The organism is Stutzerimonas chloritidismutans, assembly GCF_038562055.1.
Lineage (GTDB): Bacteria > Pseudomonadota > Gammaproteobacteria > Pseudomonadales > Pseudomonadaceae > Stutzerimonas > Stutzerimonas chloritidismutans_A.
The window spans coordinates 470,059-488,268 of sequence record NZ_JBCFXD010000002.1 but is presented as its reverse complement, the minus strand read 5'-3'; the positions used below and the strand labels follow the sequence as shown (position 1 = coordinate 488,268).

General features: G+C 58.9%; 19 protein-coding genes. 13 read left to right on the top strand and 6 right to left on the bottom strand.

The genetic code is table 11. The annotated features are described in order from the left end of the window. Positions 1-25: 25 nt before the first annotated feature. On the bottom strand, positions 26-1,312 hold the full coding sequence (locus AAGW23_RS05720; RefSeq protein ID WP_342405363.1) for an HlyC/CorC family transporter: 1,287 nt from the start codon (positions 1,310-1,312) through the stop codon (positions 26-28). A gap of 9 nt (positions 1,313-1,321) precedes the next feature. Beyond that, positions 1,322-2,122, bottom strand: coding sequence for a cytochrome C assembly family protein (locus AAGW23_RS05715; protein WP_342405362.1), 801 nt, complete (start codon positions 2,120-2,122; stop codon positions 1,322-1,324). Between the two features lie 242 nt (positions 2,123-2,364). Here AAGW23_RS05715 and ffh point away from each other — a divergent pair, with 242 nt between their 5' ends. From ffh to rplS, 5 genes are all read left to right on the top strand, one after another. Then, positions 2,365-3,744: a signal recognition particle protein gene (gene ffh / locus AAGW23_RS05710; protein WP_342405361.1), complete on the top strand. Its 1,380-nt coding sequence runs from the start codon at positions 2,365-2,367 to the stop codon at positions 3,742-3,744. A gap of 175 nt (positions 3,745-3,919) precedes the next feature. Beyond that, entirely contained in the window at positions 3,920-4,171 is a 252-nt protein-coding gene (gene rpsP, locus AAGW23_RS05705) for a 30S ribosomal protein S16 (protein ID WP_003282953.1), read from the top strand. Between the two features lie 5 nt (positions 4,172-4,176). Beyond that, the gene (rimM, locus tag AAGW23_RS05700; RefSeq protein WP_342405360.1) at positions 4,177-4,713 is read left to right on the top strand and encodes a ribosome maturation factor RimM; all 537 of its coding nucleotides are present in this window, start codon (positions 4,177-4,179) and stop codon (positions 4,711-4,713) included. 5 nt (positions 4,714-4,718) lie between these two features. Beyond that, positions 4,719-5,471, top strand: coding sequence for a tRNA (guanosine(37)-N1)-methyltransferase TrmD (gene trmD, locus AAGW23_RS05695; RefSeq protein ID WP_342405359.1), 753 nt, complete (start codon positions 4,719-4,721; stop codon positions 5,469-5,471). A 44-nt stretch (positions 5,472-5,515) separates the two neighbouring features. Continuing rightward, complete coding sequence (gene rplS, locus AAGW23_RS05690) at positions 5,516-5,866, top strand: 50S ribosomal protein L19 (RefSeq protein ID WP_102835714.1); 351 nt, start codon at positions 5,516-5,518, stop codon at positions 5,864-5,866. A 135-nt stretch (positions 5,867-6,001) separates the two neighbouring features. Here the strand turns inward: rplS and AAGW23_RS05685 are convergent, their stop codons facing one another. After that, positions 6,002-7,855, bottom strand: coding sequence for a sodium:proton antiporter (locus AAGW23_RS05685; protein ID WP_342405510.1), 1,854 nt, complete (start codon positions 7,853-7,855; stop codon positions 6,002-6,004). Between the two features lie 190 nt (positions 7,856-8,045). On the opposite strand from AAGW23_RS05685, the gene xerD reads away from it, so the two are divergent. The 5 genes from xerD (at position 8,046) to thrC (ending at position 13,290) form a co-directional block, all read left to right on the top strand. Beyond that, the gene (gene xerD / locus AAGW23_RS05680) at positions 8,046-8,942 is read left to right on the top strand and encodes a site-specific tyrosine recombinase XerD (protein WP_342405358.1); all 897 of its coding nucleotides are present in this window, start codon (positions 8,046-8,048) and stop codon (positions 8,940-8,942) included. Positions 8,943-9,068: 126 nt separating this feature from the next. Continuing rightward, positions 9,069-9,794: a DsbC family protein gene (locus AAGW23_RS05675; RefSeq protein ID WP_342405357.1), complete on the top strand. Its 726-nt coding sequence runs from the start codon at positions 9,069-9,071 to the stop codon at positions 9,792-9,794. A 112-nt stretch (positions 9,795-9,906) separates the two neighbouring features. Continuing rightward, positions 9,907-10,404, top strand: coding sequence for a GFA family protein (locus AAGW23_RS05670; RefSeq protein ID WP_342405356.1), 498 nt, complete (start codon positions 9,907-9,909; stop codon positions 10,402-10,404). A gap of 112 nt (positions 10,405-10,516) precedes the next feature. Next, positions 10,517-11,821 (top strand): homoserine dehydrogenase, encoded by a 1,305-nt coding sequence (locus AAGW23_RS05665; RefSeq protein WP_102835718.1) that lies wholly within the window; start codon positions 10,517-10,519, stop codon positions 11,819-11,821. A gap of 59 nt (positions 11,822-11,880) precedes the next feature. Beyond that, the gene (gene thrC, locus AAGW23_RS05660; protein ID WP_342405355.1) at positions 11,881-13,290 is read left to right on the top strand and encodes a threonine synthase; all 1,410 of its coding nucleotides are present in this window, start codon (positions 11,881-11,883) and stop codon (positions 13,288-13,290) included. A gap of 72 nt (positions 13,291-13,362) precedes the next feature. Here thrC and rnt read toward each other — a convergent pair whose 3' ends face one another. Together rnt and pyrC are read right to left on the bottom strand one after the other, a co-directional pair. Continuing rightward, positions 13,363-14,037, bottom strand: coding sequence for a ribonuclease T (rnt, locus tag AAGW23_RS05655; protein ID WP_342405354.1), 675 nt, complete (start codon positions 14,035-14,037; stop codon positions 13,363-13,365). Beyond that, positions 14,034-15,077 carry a dihydroorotase gene (gene pyrC / locus AAGW23_RS05650; RefSeq protein ID WP_342405353.1) on the bottom strand — a complete coding sequence of 348 codons (1,044 nt, stop codon included), beginning with the start codon at positions 15,075-15,077 and terminating at the stop codon, positions 14,034-14,036. Before pyrC ends, rnt begins: the two co-directional genes overlap by 4 nt. 185 nt (positions 15,078-15,262) lie before the next feature. Between pyrC and AAGW23_RS05645 the strand changes: the two genes are divergently transcribed. The 3 genes from AAGW23_RS05645 (at position 15,263) to gloA (ending at position 17,936) form a co-directional block, all read left to right on the top strand. After that, on the top strand, positions 15,263-16,156 hold the full coding sequence (locus tag AAGW23_RS05645) for a flagellar protein MotY (RefSeq protein ID WP_342405508.1): 894 nt from the start codon (positions 15,263-15,265) through the stop codon (positions 16,154-16,156). An 86-nt stretch (positions 16,157-16,242) separates the two neighbouring features. Further along, the gene (locus AAGW23_RS05640) at positions 16,243-17,460 is read left to right on the top strand and encodes an argininosuccinate synthase (protein ID WP_073301413.1); all 1,218 of its coding nucleotides are present in this window, start codon (positions 16,243-16,245) and stop codon (positions 17,458-17,460) included. A gap of 83 nt (positions 17,461-17,543) precedes the next feature. Continuing rightward, positions 17,544-17,936 carry a lactoylglutathione lyase gene (gloA, locus tag AAGW23_RS05635; RefSeq protein ID WP_102835722.1) on the top strand — a complete coding sequence of 131 codons (393 nt, stop codon included), beginning with the start codon at positions 17,544-17,546 and terminating at the stop codon, positions 17,934-17,936. 39 nt (positions 17,937-17,975) lie between these two features. On the opposite strand, the gene AAGW23_RS05630 is transcribed toward gloA, so the two are convergent. Next, complete coding sequence (locus AAGW23_RS05630; protein ID WP_342405352.1) at positions 17,976-18,155, bottom strand: PA3496 family putative envelope integrity protein; 180 nt, start codon at positions 18,153-18,155, stop codon at positions 17,976-17,978. Positions 18,156-18,210 lie beyond the last annotated feature (55 nt).

The following is an 18,210-nucleotide window of genomic DNA, read 5'->3' as shown; positions in this document are numbered from 1 at the left end:
CTTGGTTTGCCTGAGCGGCGTCGGGTTATTGAGCGTCGCCCTTTGAGTCCTTAGGCTCCTCAATCACCCAGGCGCGTACGCTTTTGACGCGGTTGTCAGCAGCCTGCAAGATCTCGAGTCTGTACTGGTTGATCTGTAGGCATATCCCACTATCCGGGATGTGTTCGAGCGCTTCGGTGATCAACCCGTTGAGCGTCTTGGGACCGTCGCAGGGTAACTGCCAGCCCAGGGCGCGGTTGACTTCGCGCAGGTAAGCGGCACCGTCGATCACCAGTGTGCCGTCGTCCTGCGAATGTATGTCCGGGCTGCGCAACGCATCCTGATTACTGAACTCACCGACGATTTCTTCGAGAATATCTTCCAAGGTCACGATCCCTAGAACATCGCCGTACTCATCAACGACGATACCGATTCGCCGTTTCTGCTTCTGGAAATTGACCAGCTGCGTGGAGAGCGGGGTGTTCTCTGGAATGAAGTAAGGATCGTCGCATGCTTCCAGTAGGCTCTCCCGAGTCAGCTGGTCATGGCTGAGCAGCCGTGCAATCTGGCGCATATGCACGATGCCTTCGATCTGGTTGATGTCCTTGCGAAACACCGGAAGGCGAGTGTGAGGCGTCGTGCGCAGCTGCGTCACAATGGTTTCGAGATCATCTTCAAGGTCGATGCCGGCCACCTCGTTACGCGGAATCATGATGTCGTCGACTGTTACCCGTTCCAGATCAAGGATCCCGAGCAGCATGCTTTGCCGTTTGATAGGCATGTCGCTGCCTGATTCGTGCACGACGCTGCGCAGTTCTTCCGTCGACAGGCTGTCGCTGCCTTTGTTGGACAGGTCGACGCCGAGCAGCTTTAGGAGGCCATTACTGATCCAGTTGAGCAGTGCCACCAAGGGGTACAGCACTTTCTGCAGCATCAGCAGCGGCAGGCTGACAGGATAAGCCACGGCTTCAGGGCGCAAGGCGGCGAGGGTTTTGGGGGTTATTTCCCCGAAGATCAGCAGGACGATCGTCAGGCCGATGGTCGCGATTGCGATTCCGGCCTCGCCCCACAGCTTGATGGCCAGGACGGTGGCAATCGCGGAAGCGAGAATGTTGACGAAGTTGTTGCCGACCAGGATGGTCCCGAGCAGCCGGTCTGGGCGTTCAAGCAAGGCGCTGGCGCGTTTTGCGCCGCGGTGCCCTTCCTTGGCCTGGTGGCGGAGGCGATAGCGATTGAGGCTGAGCATTCCAGTTTCGGAGCTGGAAAAGAATGCCGAGCACAACAGCAGACCGACCAGCATGCCGACCAGAAAGCCGGGGTGTAGATTCTCCACGTGGTGGTCCTAGATATGCAGAATGAATTCGCGGACCAGCTTGCTGCCGAAGTAAGCCAGCATCAGCAAGCAGAAGCCTGCCAGTGTCCAGCGGATGGCCTTGTAGCCGCGCCAGCCCAACTGATGACGCCCCCATAGCAGCATGCCGAACACCACCCAGGCGATCACGGACAGCAAGGTTTTGTGCACTAGATGTTGCGCGAACAGGTTGTCGAGGAAGATCCAGCCGGAAATGAGCGATGCCGAGAGCAGCAGCCAGCCGGCGAGCAGAAAACCGAATAACAGGCTCTCCATGGTCTGCAGCGGTGGGAAGTTCCTGATCAGGCCGGACGGGTGCTTGTGCTTAAGATGATGATCCTGCAGCAGTAGCAATAACGACTGAAACACGGCAATCGTGAGCATTCCGTAGGCGAGGATGGAGAACAGGATATGCGCCAGGATGCCCGGCTGCTCAGCAATGGCGGGTGCTGTGCCGGACGGTGCGAACTGGGCAAATAGCACGGTCAGGCAGCCCAGCGGAAAGAGCAGCAGCAGCAGGTTTTCCACGGGCATTCGGTAAAGGGCGAGCAGGATCAACAAGATCACAGCTGCGGCAATCAGGCTCGAGGCGGTGAAGAAGTCCAGATGCAGGCCGCTCGGTGAAAGCAGCTGGATAAACAGGCTCACACCATGTGCGGCGAGCGCCAATGCGCCCAGGATAAGCAGCAAACGCTTGTCCGGTACGGTGCGTTGCGCCAGGCGCAGGCCCTGGTATCCGGTGACGCCGGCATAAAGGCAGGCGGCAGCTAGGCTCGGGAGCAAAGGGTGCATAGGTCTGTTATTAGGCTCGAAAGGCGATGAGTGTGGCATAAACGTCGGGTGCGCAAAAGTGTGCGATTGGCCGCGGCTGCCGCCGTAAAGCCGGTTGATGGGGCAGCCGTCGACCGGCTGGCGATGATCAGGACAGTTATGATTGGGGCCGCTCGATGAAAAGCATTAATGGCGGGGTACCGGCGAGGGGTGCGCAGCTTCTATAATCGGGGCCTTAACCACACCCAGCGTGGAAATGGCACATGTTTGAAAACCTAACCGACCGCCTCTCGCAGACCCTTCGCCACGTCACCGGCAAGGCCAAGCTGACCGAGGACAACATCAAGGACACCCTGCGCGAAGTACGAATGGCATTGCTAGAAGCCGACGTAGCGCTACCCGTGGTCAAGGAATTTGTGGCCAGGGTCAAGGACAGGGCAGTCGGTACGGAGGTCTCCAAAAGCCTGACGCCTGGTCAGGCATTTGTGAAAATCGTGCGCGTCGAGCTGGAAGAGTTAATGGGCGCGGCGAACGAAGACCTCGCTCTCAGTGTGGTTCCGCCTGCGGTAATTCTGATGGCAGGCCTGCAAGGGGCAGGTAAGACGACTACCGTCGGCAAGCTGGCTAGATTCCTGAAGGAGCGCAAGAAGAAGTCGGTATTGGTGGTGTCTGCCGATGTCTATCGCCCTGCAGCGATCAAGCAGTTGGAGACGCTTGCTGCGGAAGTGGGGGTGACTTTCTTTCCTTCTGACGCCAGCCAGAAACCGGTCGAGATTGCTCAAGCGGCTATCCGCGAGGCCAAGCTCAAATACATCGATGTGGTTCTGGTCGATACCGCGGGTCGTCTAGCGATTGATGCGGAGATGATGGCCGAAATCCAGGCCGTCCATGCGGCGATCAAGCCTGCAGAGACCTTGTTCGTAGTTGACGCCATGACGGGTCAGGACGCCGCTAATACTGCAAAGGCTTTTGGTGAAGCGCTTCCGCTGACAGGCGTGGTGCTAACCAAGGTCGACGGTGATGCGCGTGGCGGGGCTGCGCTTTCGGTACGCCACATCACCGGTAAGCCGATCAAGTTTCTGGGGATGGGTGAGAAGAGCGATGCGCTCGAGCCGTTCCATCCGGACCGGATTGCTTCTCGAATCCTGGGCATGGGCGATGTGCTCAGCCTAATCGAGCAGGCCGAGCAAACGCTCGACCGGGAAAAGGCAGAGAAGCTCACCAAGAAGCTGAAGAAGGGCAAGGGATTCGATCTGGAAGATTTCCGTGATCAGCTTCAGCAAATGAAAAACATGGGTGGCCTAGGCGGCTTGATGGATAAGCTGCCCTCGATCGGGGGCATGAACTTGTCACAGATGGGAAATGCCCAAGGTGCGGCGGAAAAGCAATTCAAACAGATGGAGGCCATCATCAATTCGATGACCCCTGTCGAGCGCCGAAATCCGGATATCATCAGCGGTTCGCGCAAGCGTCGCATCGCGATGGGTTCCGGCACGCAGGTTCAGGACATCGGTCGTTTGATCAAGCAGCACAAGCAGATGCAAAAGATGATGAAGAAGGTCAGCGGCAAAGGCGGCATGGCGAAGATGATGCGCGGCATGGGTGGCATGTTGCCGGGCGGCGGTGGAATGCCCAAGTTCTAATTTTCCTAGTGTTTGAGCGGGCTGCGCAGAGGCTGAACAGGCCTGCTGGCGAGGCTCGCAGTTGTTTTTGAAAAAGCCATTTGCAAAAAACCGGATATTCCTTAGAATATGCGGCCTTTCGGGCCTTGGGCCCTGCATTCAGATTTGCTGTACCGACTACAGGAACGATGTTCACATGGTAACTATTCGTCTCGCCCGTGGCGGCTCCAAGAAGCGCCCTTTCTACCACCTGACCGTGACCAACAGCCGCAATCCGCGCGATGGTCGTTTCGTTGAGCGTATCGGCTTCTTCAATCCGATTGCCTCGGGTGCGGAAGTGAAGCTTTCTGTAAACCAGGAGCGCGCTACTTACTGGCTGAGCCAGGGCGCACAGCCGTCTGAGCGTGTTGCTCAGCTGCTGAAGGAAGCTGCTAAGGCCGCTGCCTGAACAATATGAACGCAACGTCAGCTCCGGCCGAAGATCTCATCGTCATCGGCAAGATAGTATCGGTGCATGGCGTGCGTGGTGACGTGAAGATTTATTCTTTTACCGATCCAATCGACAATCTGCTGGGGTATCGTCGCTGGACGCTGAGGCGAGGCGATGAAGTCAGGCAGGTTGAGCTGGTGAAAGGTCGCCTCCAGGGCAAGATCCTGGTGGCTACGCTGAAAGGGCTGACGGATCGAGAAGAAGCGCGTACTTACGCCGACTTCGAGATCTGTATTCCTCGTAGTGAGCTACCCCAGCTGACCGGTGATGATTACTACTGGTACCAGTTGCAGGGTCTGACGATCATCAACCAGCTCGAGCAGGTTCTTGGTCGGGTCGATCATCTGCTTGAAACGGGCGCCAATGACGTCATGGTGGTCAAGCCGTTCGACGGCAGCCTGGATGATCGCGAACGCTTGCTGCCCTACACCGATCAGTGTGTTTTGAAGATCGATCTGGACGCAGGCGAGATGCGGGTCGAATGGGATGCGGACTTCTAGTCAACATGCCCAATCTTCGTGTCGATGTAATCAGTCTGTTTCCGGACATGTTTGCTGCTATCAGCGAATATGGCATCACTAGCCGGGCAGTAAAGCAGGGGTTGCTTCAGCTGCATTGCTGGAATCCTCGAGCGTATACCGAAGATCGTCATCAGACGGTCGATGATCGGCCTTTCGGGGGCGGTCCGGGCATGGTGATGAAGATCAAGCCACTGGAGCTTGCCCTCGCAGATGCTCGGCATGCTGCGGGTGAGAAGGCCAAGGTGATTTATCTTTCTCCCCAGGGACGGCAGCTGAAACAGGCTGACGTCCGTACATTGGCGGGTGAGGAAGGATTGATCCTCATTGCAGGTCGTTACGAAGGTATCGACGAGCGCTTCATAGAAGCGCATGTGGATGAGGAATGGTCGATTGGTGACTATGTGCTGTCCGGCGGTGAATTGCCGGCCATGGTCCTGATCGATGCTGTGACCCGCTTGCTCCCTGGGGCACTGGGTCATGCTGATTCAGCCGAGGAGGATTCGTTTACTGGCGGCCTGCTCGACTGTCCGCATTACACGCGACCGGAAGTGTATGCGGATAAACGTGTTCCTGAAGTGTTGCTCAGCGGCAATCATGAACACATCCGGCGCTGGCGTTTACAGCAGTCCCTCGGAAGGACCTGGGAACGCCGCGCTGATCTTCTGGATAGCCGCTCGCTTTCTGGGGAAGAACAAAAGCTGCTAGCGGAATTTATCCGCCAGCGGGACGATAGTTAAACGTATCGATGGCACGCCAGCATGGCCTGTCTCAGGAGCACAGCATGACCAATAAGATTATTCAGGCGATTGAAAGCGAGCAGATGACCAAGCAGCTGCCCCCTTTCGCCCCCGGTGACACCGTCGTTGTCCAGGTTAAGGTGAAGGAAGGTGATCGTGAGCGTCTGCAGGCCTTTGAGGGCGTTGTAATCGGCAAGCGTAACCGCGGCCTGAACAGTGCTTTCACCGTTCGCAAGATCTCTAATGGTGTAGGCGTTGAGCGTACGTTCCAGTACTACAGCCCGATGGTCGACAGCCTCAGCGTCAAGCGCCGTGGTGATGTCCGTAAAGCCAAGCTGTACTACCTCCGCGCGCTGTCTGGCAAGGCAGCTCGTATCAAGGAAAAGCTTTCCTGAGGAAAGTTTCCTTAACAAAAAAGCAGCCTACGGGCTGCTTTTTTGTGGGCGGTTGGTTTTGCTCGATGATTCGGGTAGTCAGGACGCGAGCGGCTTAGTGCCCGCAGCCGTTGCTGTTCGTAGGGCCTGTAAGTGTTAGCGCGCTGAGGCTTTCGGACGGTCCGGTTCGGGTTTGTTTACGGCTGCTTGGACGTTTGCGTTATCGGTCAGGGCGATCAGGGTCCAGCCGGCCTCCGGCTTAATGCGGGCATCCGGGTGAAACGCGTGTGTATGGCCATGGTTATCAATGGCGAAATACAGGATTGCGCCTGAGCCATTCAGCGCCTGGTACTCCGGCCAACCGAAGGTCTCGGTCAGTTTGTTGCTTTTAAGTGAGTCACCTCGGCCCAGTCGCCCAGCAAGTTGCGAGTACGTCAGAGTGGGCGTACCTAGCGGTCGGCCTCGGTGTTCGTCGCTGGGCCGATGTTTGTCGCTGCGTCGATTCTCTTGCGTGCTTGCCAGATTAAAGAGTCGATCAACGCCGAACTCATGACGGAAACGCATGGCGGCGAGCGTGTTCATTTCTCCGACAGGCGACAACGCCAGCAGGTGCCCGAGTCCAACCAGGTCGAGGTGGTTTTCGGCATGTTGCGAGGCGGGGTTCCCGTAATAGGTTGGCAGGTTCTCCATCCGTGCCGCGCGGATATTGTCCCAGCTGGAGTCGGTGAGCATGACTCTCACGCCTTGTTCGCTCAGCGCACGACCAATCGCTCTTGCAACAGGGTTAGCGCCTACGATCAGAAATCCGCTGGGCGGGGGTTCCGCGACTTTCAGCAGTCTCGCCAGTGGGCGTGCGGTTGCGCTTTGCAGTACGACGGTACCGATAATGACGGCGAAGGTGAGCGGCACGAGCAGCAGCGCGTCCTGATGACCTGTTTCGTCCAGGCGAACCGCAAAGATCGCGGACACGGCAGCCGCAACAATTCCTCGGGGCGCAATCCATGCCAGCAGCAGCCGCTCCCGCCAGTTCAATTGAGAACCCCAGGTACTCAGGGTGATCGCCAGCGGTCGGGCCACGAACTGCACGATCACCAGAAGAATCAACACCGCCGGCCCCAGCTGCACCAGGGCTGTGAGGTCGAGCATCGCTGCGAGCAGGATAAACAGCCCCGAGATAAGCAAAATGCTCAGGTTCTCCTTGAAGTGAAGGATGTCTCGTACGTCGACATTTCTCATGTTCGCAAGCCAGATCCCCATCAGCGTGACGGCGAGCAAGCCGGATTCATGCACCAAGGTATTGGCAGTGACGAACACGCCGAGCACTGACGCCAGCGTCGCCAGGTTCTGCAGGTATTCCGGCAGCCAGTGCCTTTTCACCAGTTGGCCGAGCGTCCATCCTCCTGCTATTCCTAGCACCGTTCCGCAAAGAAGAACCCCGCCGAACGTCTGCAAGCTCTGGGTCCAGGCCGCCTCGGTACCTCGTGTAATGATGAAGCTGTAAACCACCACAGCAAGCAAAGCGCCAATCGGGTCGATGATGATGCCTTCCCACCTCAGGATATTGGCCACCGCTGCGTTGGGGCGCACTACGCGCAGCATCGGTACGATCACTGTCGGGCCCGTCACAAGCGTCAAGCTTCCCAAGAGCAACGCCAGGTCCCAATCAAAGCCAAGCAGCCAATGGGCGGACAGGGTGATCACGCCCCAGGTCGTCAGCGCGCCGATGCCAATCAGGCGGCGCACGACGGTGCCGATGCCAGGCAATTCCGAGATGCGTAGCGTCAGGCTGCCTTCAAAAAGTATCAACGCTACCGCCAGGGAAACCAGTGGAAAAAGCAGCGTGCCGAACAGGCGAGTCGGGTCGAGCCAGCCGAGCACGGGGCCGGCCAGAATCCCACTCAGCAAGAGGAAAAGAATCGCTGGCAGTCGTAATCGCCATGCCAGCCATTGGCTGGCGAGCGAGGCGATGCCAAGCGCAGCGAGGGCAATAAGAATGTCTTGTTCGGTCATGGTCACCAGGTGTTCAAAGTGGCGGGTCGGTTAAATCGTGCTCTCACTATCGGTGGTGCCGTTGTTGCGGAGCTACTGGCTAGTCTGACACTGGTTGGGCCGATCAGGTCTTTTTGGAGTGAGTAGGGTGGCTGTTCGGTCCAAGCGGTCTATGAAACACTGGCCGCCCTTCCATCCAGTGTCTTTTTGCATGCCGGCTCAAGACGACCCTCATATCGATCGTTTCCTCGACGCCCTTTGGCTCGAAAAAGGTCTTTCGGACAACACCCGCGACGCCTATCGCAGCGATCTCGCGCTGTTCAACGGCTGGCTGGGCGAACGCAATGTACGCCTCCTCGAGGTAGGTCGGGATGCCGTTCTCGATCACCTCGCCTGGCGCCTGGACAGTGGTTACAAGGCTCGTTCAACCGCGCGACTGTTGTCCGGACTTCGCGGGTTCTATCGATTTCTGTTGCGCGAAGGCTTGATCGCGGTCGATCCAACGCTGCGAGTCGATCTGCCGCAGTTGGGGCGGCCCCTGCCCAAGACATTGTCGGAAACGGATGTCGAATCGCTGCTGTCCGCGCCGGATATCGGCGACCCGCTGGGGCTGCGCGACCGGGCGATGCTCGAAGTCCTTTACGCAACCGGCCTGCGGGTCACGGAGCTGGTTGGCCTTCGTCTTGAGCAGATCAATCTTCGCCAGGGTGTCTTGCGTACCTTCGGCAAAGGCAACAAGGAGCGCTTGGTGCCTTTCGGCGAGGAGGCCATGCACTGGCTGGCACGCTATCTTCGCGACGCCCGTCACGAACTGCTCACTGGCAATGCCAGCGATGTGGTGTTTCCGAGCCGACGAGGGGATCTGATGACAAGGCAGACGTTTTGGCATCGAGTCAAACTGCATGCCCGGCAGGCCGGAATAGCCGTGTCGATCTCTCCGCACACACTGCGTCACGCATTTGCTACTCACCTGCTCAACCACGGAGCAGATCTTCGAACCGTGCAGATGCTCCTAGGCCACAGTGATTTGTCGACTACGCAGATCTACACGCACATTGCCCGCGCCAGGCTGCAGGAACTCCACGCGCAACACCATCCGCGCGGTTGAGCGGCTTGCGTTAGACGATGCGGTACAGAGCACAAAGCCGATGAGCGAAGATCCGCTGCCTGCACCAGGCGACAGGGGCTATGTTAATCTGCCGGCCTCTCTCGATCGAAGTCGCCAGGAGATTTCATGCGCGTAAATCGTGTCTTTGCTGCCGTTGCCCTGGGCCTCGCCAGCTCCGTTGTCCTGGCTGCTGACGCTGAACAGGCGATCCGTGAGTCGCTTAACGCACTCCAGCCCGATATGCCCATCGAGGCGATCGCCGAAAGCCCTATGAATGGTGTTTATCAGGTTCAGCTGAAGGGCGGGCGACAGCTCTATGCTAGCGCTGACGGTCAGTTTCTGATTCAGGGCTACATGTATCAGTTCAAGGACGGCCAGGCGACCAACCTGACCGAGCAGGCTCAGAGCCGATCCGTTGCGAAAGCAATTGATGCGGTTCCAGCCAGCAAGATGGTGGTTTTCTCACCTGAAAACCCGAAGACCCATATCACGGTATTTACTGACACCGACTGCGGCTACTGCCAGAAGCTGCACAGTGAAGTACCGGAGCTGAACCGTCTTGGCGTCGAGGTTCGCTATATGGCCTTTCCGCGACAGGGGATGGGCAGTCACGGTGCCAACACCCTGACCAGCGTATGGTGCGCAAAGGATCGTCAGGCTGCGATGAACAAGGCCAAGGCACGAGAAGATGTGCCGGCCGCGAGCTGCGACAACCCCGTAGCTGAGCAGTATGAGTTAGGCCAGCTGATCGGTGTTCAGGGCACCCCGGCAATTATCCTTGCGGATGGCCAGATCATCCCTGGCTACCAGCCGGCGCCGCAGCTCGCCGAACTCGCTCTGAAAGCCAAGTAGCCGCCGCCTGGTCAGCCTCTTCGGTCGCGAGGGGGCCATCCAGTTCAGCCACGGATGAACTGTTTCCCCCCTCGTGTTCAAAGCCAGAAGGCATATCGAAGAGGTGGAGAACATGAAGCTCGAAGGTTCCTGTCATTGCAAGGCCGTTCGTTTTTCTGTGGAGTCGGCCGAACCCTATCCGTTCATGCGCTGTTATTGCTCGATCTGTCGCAAAACGGCCGGGGCGGGCGGCTATGCGATCAATCTGGGTGGGGATCACCGGACGCTAACGGTCCAGGGCCGCGAAAACCTTAGCATCTACCAGGCGAGGATGGTCGATGCGGAAACCGGCGCAGGGCGTATCAGTGAAGGGCAACGTCATTTCTGCAAGCTGTGTGGCAGCGCGCTCTGGTTGTGGGACCCGAACTGGCCAGACCTGGTGCATCCACATGCCTCGGCAATCGATAGCGACCTGCCGAGCCCTCCCGAGTCGACACACCTGATGCTGGCGTCGAAGGCGTCGTGGGTCCAGCCGCAGCTCGGGCCAGACGATCGTTGCTTCGATGAGTATCCGGATGAGTCGCTAGCGCAGTGGCACCAGCGGCTGGGGTTGCAGAGCAACTCCAGCTAGCAGCTGGTCCGCCGGGCGCTGCCGATTTGACTAAAGCGCCTGTGCTTCGTAATGTGCGACTCTTTTGTTCGGCCGCCGTGTAGGGCCGTCCGTTGGCAATGGGGAGTGCAACTTGAAACCGGTGAAAGTTGGCATCTGTGGGCTTGGAACCGTCGGTGGCGGTACCTTCAATGTGCTCGAGCGCAACGCAGCGGAAATCGCGCGCCGTGCCGGGCGTGGAATCGAGGTCGCGCAGATTGCGGCTCGTCATGCGAACCCCAAGTGCAACACCGGTGACACCCCGATTACCGCCGATATCTTCGATGTCGCCAATAACCCTGAGATCGACATCGTCGTCGAGCTGATCGGGGGCTACACGTTAGCCCGCGAACTGGTGCTCAAGGCCATCGAGAACGGCAAGCATGTGGTCACGGCAAACAAGGCGTTGATCGCCGTGCATGGCAACGAGATCTTTGCCAAGGCGCGGGAGAAGGGCGTCATCGTAGCCTTCGAAGCTTCGGTTGCCGGCGGTATTCCAATCATCAAGGCCATCCGCGAAGGGCTGGCGGGTAACCAGATCAATTGGCTCGCCGGAATCATAAACGGAACCGGTAACTTCATTCTTACCGAGATGCGGGAGAAAGGCCGGACTTTCGAAGACGTGCTGAAGGAGGCTCAGGAGCTCGGTTATGCAGAGACCGATCCGACCTTCGACGTCGAAGGCATAGATGCTGCCCACAAGCTGACCATCCTCGCCTCCATTGCCTTCGGCGTGCCGCTGCAGTTCGATAAGGCCTACACCGAAGGCATCTCCAAGCTGACCACCGCTGACGTCAATTACGCCGAGGCGTTGGGCTACCGCATCAAGCATCTGGGCGTCGCGCGTAGCACTGCCTCGGGCATCGAGTTGCGCGTCCATCCCACATTGATCCCGGCCGATCGCCTGATCGCCAACGTCAATGGCGTGATGAACGCGGTAATGGTCAACGGTGATGCTGTCGGCTCGACCCTTTATTACGGCGCCGGTGCCGGCATGGAGCCGACGGCTTCGGCTGTGGTGGCAGACCTGGTGGATGTCGCCCGTGCTTTGACCACCGATCCGAACAACCGCGTCCCACACCTGGCCTTTCAGCCGGATTCGCTGTCTGCTCATCCGATCCTGCCGATCGGCGCTTGCGAAAGTGCCTATTACCTGCGCATTCAGGCCAAGGATCGCCCGGGCGTGTTAGCTCAGGTGGCCACTATCCTGTCGGAGCGTGGCATCAATATCGAGTCGATCATGCAGAAGGAAGCCGAGGAGCAAGACGGGCTGGTTCCGGTCATCCTGGTCACGCATCGAGTGGTCGAGCAGCGGATCGACGACGCCATCGCAGCACTTGAAGCGCTTGCCGACGTGGTGGGCAATGTGGTGCGGATTCGTGTCGAGCAACTGAACTAACTCAGCAACGTCGGGCTGCTCTGGCGGCCCGCAGTCAGCGTCCAACGTAGGTTTGAACAATGCGCTACATCAGTACCCGTGGCCAGGCGCCCGCCCTGAATTTCGAAGACGTGCTGCTTGCCGGGTTGGCCAGTGACGGCGGTCTTTACGTGCCGGAAAACCTGCCGCGCTTCACCGTCGAAGAAATCGCATCCTGGTCTGGGCTGGCCTACCACGAGCTGGCGTTCAAGGTGATGCGCCCGTTTGTTACCGGCAGCATTCCGGATGCTGACTTCAAGCAGATCCTGCAAGAAACCTACGGCGTGTTCGCCCATAGTGCGGTTGCACCGCTGCGCCAGTTGGACAGCAACGAGTGGGTGCTCGAGCTCTTCCATGGCCCGACCCTGGCGTTCAAGGACTTCGCCCTGCAGCTTCTGGGTCGGCTGCTCGACTATGTGCTGGCCAAGCGCGGTGAGCGCGTAGTGATCATCGGCGCCACATCGGGCGATACCGGCTCGGCAGCGATCGAAGGCTGCCGACGTTGTGACAACGTGGATATCTTCATCCTCCACCCGCACAACCGGGTCTCCGAAGTGCAGCGCCGGCAGATGACGACCATCTTCGGCGACAACATCCACAACATCGCCATCGAAGGCAACTTCGATGACTGCCAGGAAATGGTCAAGGACAGCTTCGCTGACCAAGGTTTCCTCAAAGGCACGCGGCTGGTAGCGGTCAACTCGATCAACTGGGCGCGGATCATGGCTCAGATTGTTTATTACTTCCATGCGGCACTGCAGCTAGGCGGTCCGGCCCGTTCGGTGGCGTTTTCCGTTCCGACTGGAAACTTTGGCGATATCTTTGCGGGCTACCTGGCGCGCAACATGGGCCTGCCAATCAGTCAGCTGGTGGTGGCAACCAACCGAAATGACATCCTCCACCGTTTCATGAGTGGCAACCGCTACGACAAGGACACGCTGCACCCGTCGCTGTCTCCCTCCATGGACATCATGGTGTCCTCCAACTTTGAGCGTTTGCTGTTCGATTTGCACGGTCGTAATGGCGCTGCGGTCGCCGACCTGATGAGTGCATTCAAGGCCAGCGGCAAGCTGTCTGTCGAGGAGGAGCGCTGGGTTGAGGCGCGCAAGCTGTTCGATTCGCTAGCCGTCGACGATGCACAGACCTGCAAGACTATCGCTGAGGTGTTCACCAAGACCGGCGAGTTGCTCGATCCGCACACGGCGATCGGCGTCTATGCCGCGCGCGAGTGTCGCCGCAGCTTGGCGACGCCTATGGTTACACTGGGAACTGCCCATCCGGTCAAGTTCCCTGAAGCGGTGGAGAAGGCCGGGGTTGGCAAGGCGCTGGAATTGCCGGCGCATCTGGCTGACCTGTTCGAGCGTCCGGAGCGTTGCACTGTGCTGAAGAACGATCTGAAAGCCATGCAGGCGTTCGTCAGCGAGCATGGCAACCGGGGCAAGCCGCTATAAGCGACCAGCAGTAACAAAAAAGGCCAATCTCACGACTGGCCTTTTTTGCTAAGGGCGAAGGTCGATGCGAGATTACTCGTCGAACTCTTCCCAGCCGCCCATTTCCCTCCAGCGATTGACGATGCCGCAGAACAGCTCGGCAGTCTTTTCTGTGTCATAACGCGCCGAGTGTGCTTCGCGTCCGTCAAAATCGATGCCTGCCGTCTGGCAGGCTTTTGCAAGCACCGTCTGGCCGTAGGCAAGGCCTGCCAGCGTCGCGGTGTCGAAGCTGGAGAATGGGTGAAACGGATTGCGCTTGATATCGCAACGGGCAATCGCTGCGTTCAGAAAGCCGAGGTCGAAGCTGCTGTTGTGACCGACCAGAATGGCGCGTTTGCAGCCGGCTGACTTTACTGCTTTGCGCACGCTGCGGATGATTTCGTTCATCGCCTGCGATTCAGGGACGGCCATACGCAGCGGATGATCGAGCTTGATGCCGGTGAACTCCAATGCGGCAGCCTCAATATTGGCGCCGGCGAAAGGTTCGACACGGAAGAAGAGGGTGTCCTGCGGGTAAAGCAGACCTTGCTCATCCATGCCGATGGTCACGGCGGCGATTTCCAGCAGTGCGTCTGTGGCGCAGTTGAATCCACCGCACTCCACGTCAACAACGACTGGGAGGAAGCCGCGAAAGCGTCTGGCCATCGGCGAGCGCGGCTTGCCAGGTTGGTTGCCTTCCAGCTCGTCGTCAAACTGATCGTCGCTCATGCTCCTGCCTCCAACCGCCACTGCAGGGTTTCGCCTGCACGCAGGGGCACTACATTGTGCTCTCCGAACGGCAGGTTGGCCGGCACGCTCCAAGACTCGCGTATCAGGGTAATGGTATCTGTGTTGCGCGGCAGACCATAGAAATCGGCGCCGAAGTGGCTGGCAAAGGCTTCCAGACGATTCAGTGCGCCGCGCTGCTCAAAGGCCTCGGCATAGAATTCGATCGCAGCGAACGCGGTGTAGCAACCGGCGCAACCGCAGGCGTTTTCCTTGGCATGCTGGGCATGCGGCGCCGAGTCGGTGCCGAGAAAGAACTTCGGATTGCCGCTGGTAGCTGCATCGAGTAGCGCTTCTTGGTGAACGTTGCGCTTGAGAATGGGCAAACAGAAAAAGTGAGGGCGGATGCCGCCCACCAGCATGTGGTTGCGGTTGTAGAGCAAGTGGTGAGCCGTGATGGTAGCCCCGACATTGCTGCTGGCAGCTTCGACGAACTGCACTGCGTCGCGCGTCGTGATGTGCTCGAACACCACCTTGAGATTGGGGAAGCGCTCGGTAACTCGGCTGAGTTGCTCATCGATGAAGTATTTTTCGCGATCGAAGATGTCGATCTCCGAGCGTGTCACCTCACCATGGACCAATAACGGCAATCCAACCTCGGCCATGGTCTCGAGCACCGGGAAGATGTTGTCGATGCGGGTGACGCCAGATGCCGAATTGGTCGTGGCCCCGGCCGGATAGAGCTTGGCTGCGAACACGTAGCCACTGGCTTTGGCGGCGCGCACATCTTCTGGCTGCGTGCCGTCTGTGAGGTAGAGCACCATCAGTGGCTCAAAAGCGCTGCCCGCCGGGCGGGCGGCAAGGATGCGTTGGCGATAGCTGTCCGCCTCTGCTGCATTGCGAACCGGTGGGACAAGGTTCGGCATGATGATCGCTCGTGCGAACTGGCGTGCGGCGTCCGCCACGGTGTGCGGCAGCGCTGCGCCGTCGCGAAGGTGGATGTGCCAGTCGTCGGGGCGCAGTAATGTCAGTCGGTCGGACATGCAGGGTTCCAGGCGGGTAAAACGTGCGGGAATGCTACCGGAAACGCGGAAAAAAATCGCTGCAGGCGGGACGTTGCCACGCAACAGGTGATGAAGCGATAGATACGAACTGGGCCGCGGTGGGTTCAAGTTTTCGGGGTAGCCACCGATATCCCGGTTGAATGTCGTTCACCGTGGAGCCCTACGTGCGCTTGCGCCTTCTAGTGATTGCCTGTCTGTTGGCTTCTCCAGCCAATGCCCTCACGTTTCAGACCCGTCTGGAACGTGCGCAGTGGCAGGTGGAGGGCGATCAGTTCGAGTGTCGACTAACGCAGCCGGTCGCAGGCTTTGGAGCGGGTGAGTTCGTGCGGCGAGCGGGCGAGCAACCGACGTTCCGCTTGCAGTCGCCAGATCGCTGGCTGGGCAACGGTTCAGCCACGCTGCTGGCGGCGGCCGCGCCCTGGCAGCCCAGCCGTGGCGATATCAATCTCGGCTTGGTTTCCGTGGTGGGCGGAGATATTCCGTTCAACAGCACCTATCTGCAAGCCGGCCGCCTGTTGAGTGGGCTTCTCGAAGGCCGCAGCCCGGTGGTGCGTCACCGGACCCGGCTCGGTGGCGATGCGCTGGAAGTGCGGCTGTTGCCAGTGCGCTTCGGTAAAGCTTACGAGGACTTTCGCAGCTGTGCGGCCAAGTTGCTCCCGGTCAACTTCGAGCAGATTCGCACGTCGCAGGTTGGATTCCCCGCCGGTGACGTCGCGCTCGACGCGTTAGGCCAGGCCAAACTCGACATCATTCTTCAGTTTCTCAAGGCCGATCCCAGCGTCAACCGCATCCAGCTCGATGGCCACTCCGATAACAGCGGCAACCGGCTGACCAATCGTGACCTGTCCCGTCGTCGGGCGCTGGCAGTCGAAGAGTATCTGATCGGCAATGGGGTTCCCAAGGAACAGATTACCCTGCGCTTTCACGGTGAACGCTACCCCATCGTTCCCAACAGCAATGAGGCCAACCGTGCCAAGAATAGGCGGGTGACTCTGCGCCTTGAGCGCGGCCCGGCGACCACCACCGCGGCAGCGGAGGGCGGTACACCATCCTCCTGAAGGCGAGCGGCGCTTACGCCCCTGTAAAACAAACGTCGCGACCAGTAGAATCCCCGCTTTCCTTACAATCCCGGGAGTGGATGGCAATGGCCGACGTAAAGAAGGTAGTCCTGGCGTATTCCGGTGGCCTGGACACCTCGGTGATCCTCAAGTGGCTGCAAGACACTTATAACTGCGAAGTGGTGACCTTTACCGCCGACCTCGGTCAGGGCGAGGAAGTCGAGCCTGCTCGTGCCAAGGCCAAGGCCATGGGCGTCAAGGAAATCTACATCGACGATCTGCGCGAAGAATTTGTCCGCGACTTCGTCTTTCCGATGTTCCGCGCCAACACCGTTTACGAAGGCGAGTACCTGCTGGGAACTTCCATTGCCCGCCCGCTGATCGCCAAGCGTCTGATCGAGATTGCCAACGAGACCGGCGCCGACGCCATTTCTCACGGCGCCACCGGCAAGGGCAACGACCAGGTCCGTTTCGAGCTGGGCGCCTATGCGCTGAAGCCGGGCGTCAAGGTCATCGCGCCGTGGCGCGAGTGGGATCTGCTGTCGCGCGAGAAGCTGATGGATTATGCCGCCAGCCATGAGATCCCGATCGAGCGTCACGGCAAGAAGAAGTCGCCGTACTCCATGGATGCCAACCTGCTGCACATCTCCTATGAAGGCGGCGTGTTGGAAGACACCTGGACCGAGCACGAAGAAGACATGTGGCGTTGGACCCGTTCGCCTGAGACAGCGCCGGATACGCCGACCTACATCGAACTGACTTACCGCAAGGGCGACATCGTTGCCATCGACGGCAAGGACATGACCCCGGCCGAAGTGCTGGCCTATCTGAACAAAGTCGGTGGCGAGAACGGCATCGGGCGCTTGGACATCGTCGAGAACCGCTACGTCGGCATGAAGTCGCGCGGCTGCTACGAGACCCCGGGCGGCACCATCATGCTCAAGGGCCACCGCGCCATCGAGTCGATCACCCTAGACCGTGAAGTGGCACACCTGAAAGACGAGCTGATGCCCAAGTACGCCAGCCTGATCTACAACGGCTACTGGTGGAGCCCTGAGCGCAGTATGCTCCAGCAGATGATCGACGCCTCGCAGGTCAATGTGAACGGTGTTGTACGTCTGAAGCTCTATAAGGGCAACGTCATCGTCACCGGCCGTAAATCCGACGACTCGCTGTTCGACGCCAATATCGCGACCTTCGAAGATGATGCGGGCGCCTACGACCAGGCCGATGCGGGTGGCTTCATCAAGCTCAACGCGTTGCGCATGCGCATCGCCGCGAACAAGGGCCGGACGCAGTTCTGATAGGGACTGCTACGCAGCCTGACCATAACCCCGGCCGCGAGCCGGGGTTATGCTTTATGCACCGCTGATTAGGAGAGATACCCATGAGACTGCTGCATACAATGCTGCGAGTCGGCGATATGGAGCGATCCATCGCCTTCTATACTGAAGTGCTGGGCATGACGCTGCTGCGCCGCAAGGATTACCCGGAAGGCAAGTTCACCCTGGCATTTGTGGGCTACGGTGACGAAGCACATAACAGCGTGCTGGAGCTAACCCACAACTGGGGCGTCGAGAAGTATGACCTGGGAGACGGTTACGGCCATATCGCGCTGGAGGTCGAAGACGTCTACAAGGCCTGCGAGGATATCCGTAGTCGTGGCGGCAAGATCACCCGCGAGCCGGGGCCGATGAAACATGGCACCAGCATCCTGGCGTTCATCGAAGACCCGGATGGTTACAAGGTCGAGCTGCTGTCGCCCTCGCGACGCGACTGATTCAATGCAAAAAAGCCCCTGCAACGGGGCTTTTTCAGTTCAGAGGTCGAAGTCGAACTCGTTGAGTTGCTTCTGCAAACGACGCTCTTCGAGCAGATTGTCGATGATCCGGCGTTTGGTCAGATTGGTCTTCGCAACTTCTGCCGGAGCCTCGGCGGTATCGTCGTCATCCTCGGCGACGAAGTCGTCTTCAATCTGAATATCTTCTTTCTCGGACACTTGTCTCACTCCACGGCTAAGGCGCGCTGTTGGCGCACCTTATAGCGACAAAAAT

Excerpts from the sequence above, each read along its gene's own strand:
- AAGW23_RS05715 (WP_342405362.1), bottom strand. The coding sequence starts at position 2,122 with ATGCACCCTTTGCTCCCGAGCCTAGCTGCCGCCTGCCTTTATGCCGGC.
- ffh (WP_342405361.1), top strand. The coding sequence starts at position 2,365 with ATGTTTGAAAACCTAACCGACCGCCTCTCGCAGACCCTTCGCCACGTC.
- rpsP (WP_003282953.1), top strand. The coding sequence starts at position 3,920 with ATGGTAACTATTCGTCTCGCCCGTGGCGGCTCCAAGAAGCGCCCTTTC.
- rimM (WP_342405360.1), top strand. The coding sequence starts at position 4,177 with ATGAACGCAACGTCAGCTCCGGCCGAAGATCTCATCGTCATCGGCAAG.
- trmD (WP_342405359.1), top strand. The coding sequence starts at position 4,719 with ATGCCCAATCTTCGTGTCGATGTAATCAGTCTGTTTCCGGACATGTTT.
- rplS (WP_102835714.1), top strand. The coding sequence starts at position 5,516 with ATGACCAATAAGATTATTCAGGCGATTGAAAGCGAGCAGATGACCAAG.
- AAGW23_RS05685 (WP_342405510.1), bottom strand. The coding sequence starts at position 7,855 with ATGACCGAACAAGACATTCTTATTGCCCTCGCTGCGCTTGGCATCGCC.
- xerD (WP_342405358.1), top strand. The coding sequence starts at position 8,046 with ATGCCGGCTCAAGACGACCCTCATATCGATCGTTTCCTCGACGCCCTT.
- AAGW23_RS05675 (WP_342405357.1), top strand. The coding sequence starts at position 9,069 with ATGCGCGTAAATCGTGTCTTTGCTGCCGTTGCCCTGGGCCTCGCCAGC.
- AAGW23_RS05670 (WP_342405356.1), top strand. The coding sequence starts at position 9,907 with ATGAAGCTCGAAGGTTCCTGTCATTGCAAGGCCGTTCGTTTTTCTGTG.
- thrC (WP_342405355.1), top strand. The coding sequence starts at position 11,881 with ATGCGCTACATCAGTACCCGTGGCCAGGCGCCCGCCCTGAATTTCGAA.
- rnt (WP_342405354.1), bottom strand. The coding sequence starts at position 14,037 with ATGAGCGACGATCAGTTTGACGACGAGCTGGAAGGCAACCAACCTGGC.
- pyrC (WP_342405353.1), bottom strand. The coding sequence starts at position 15,077 with ATGTCCGACCGACTGACATTACTGCGCCCCGACGACTGGCACATCCAC.
- AAGW23_RS05640 (WP_073301413.1), top strand. The coding sequence starts at position 16,243 with ATGGCCGACGTAAAGAAGGTAGTCCTGGCGTATTCCGGTGGCCTGGAC.
- gloA (WP_102835722.1), top strand. The coding sequence starts at position 17,544 with ATGAGACTGCTGCATACAATGCTGCGAGTCGGCGATATGGAGCGATCC.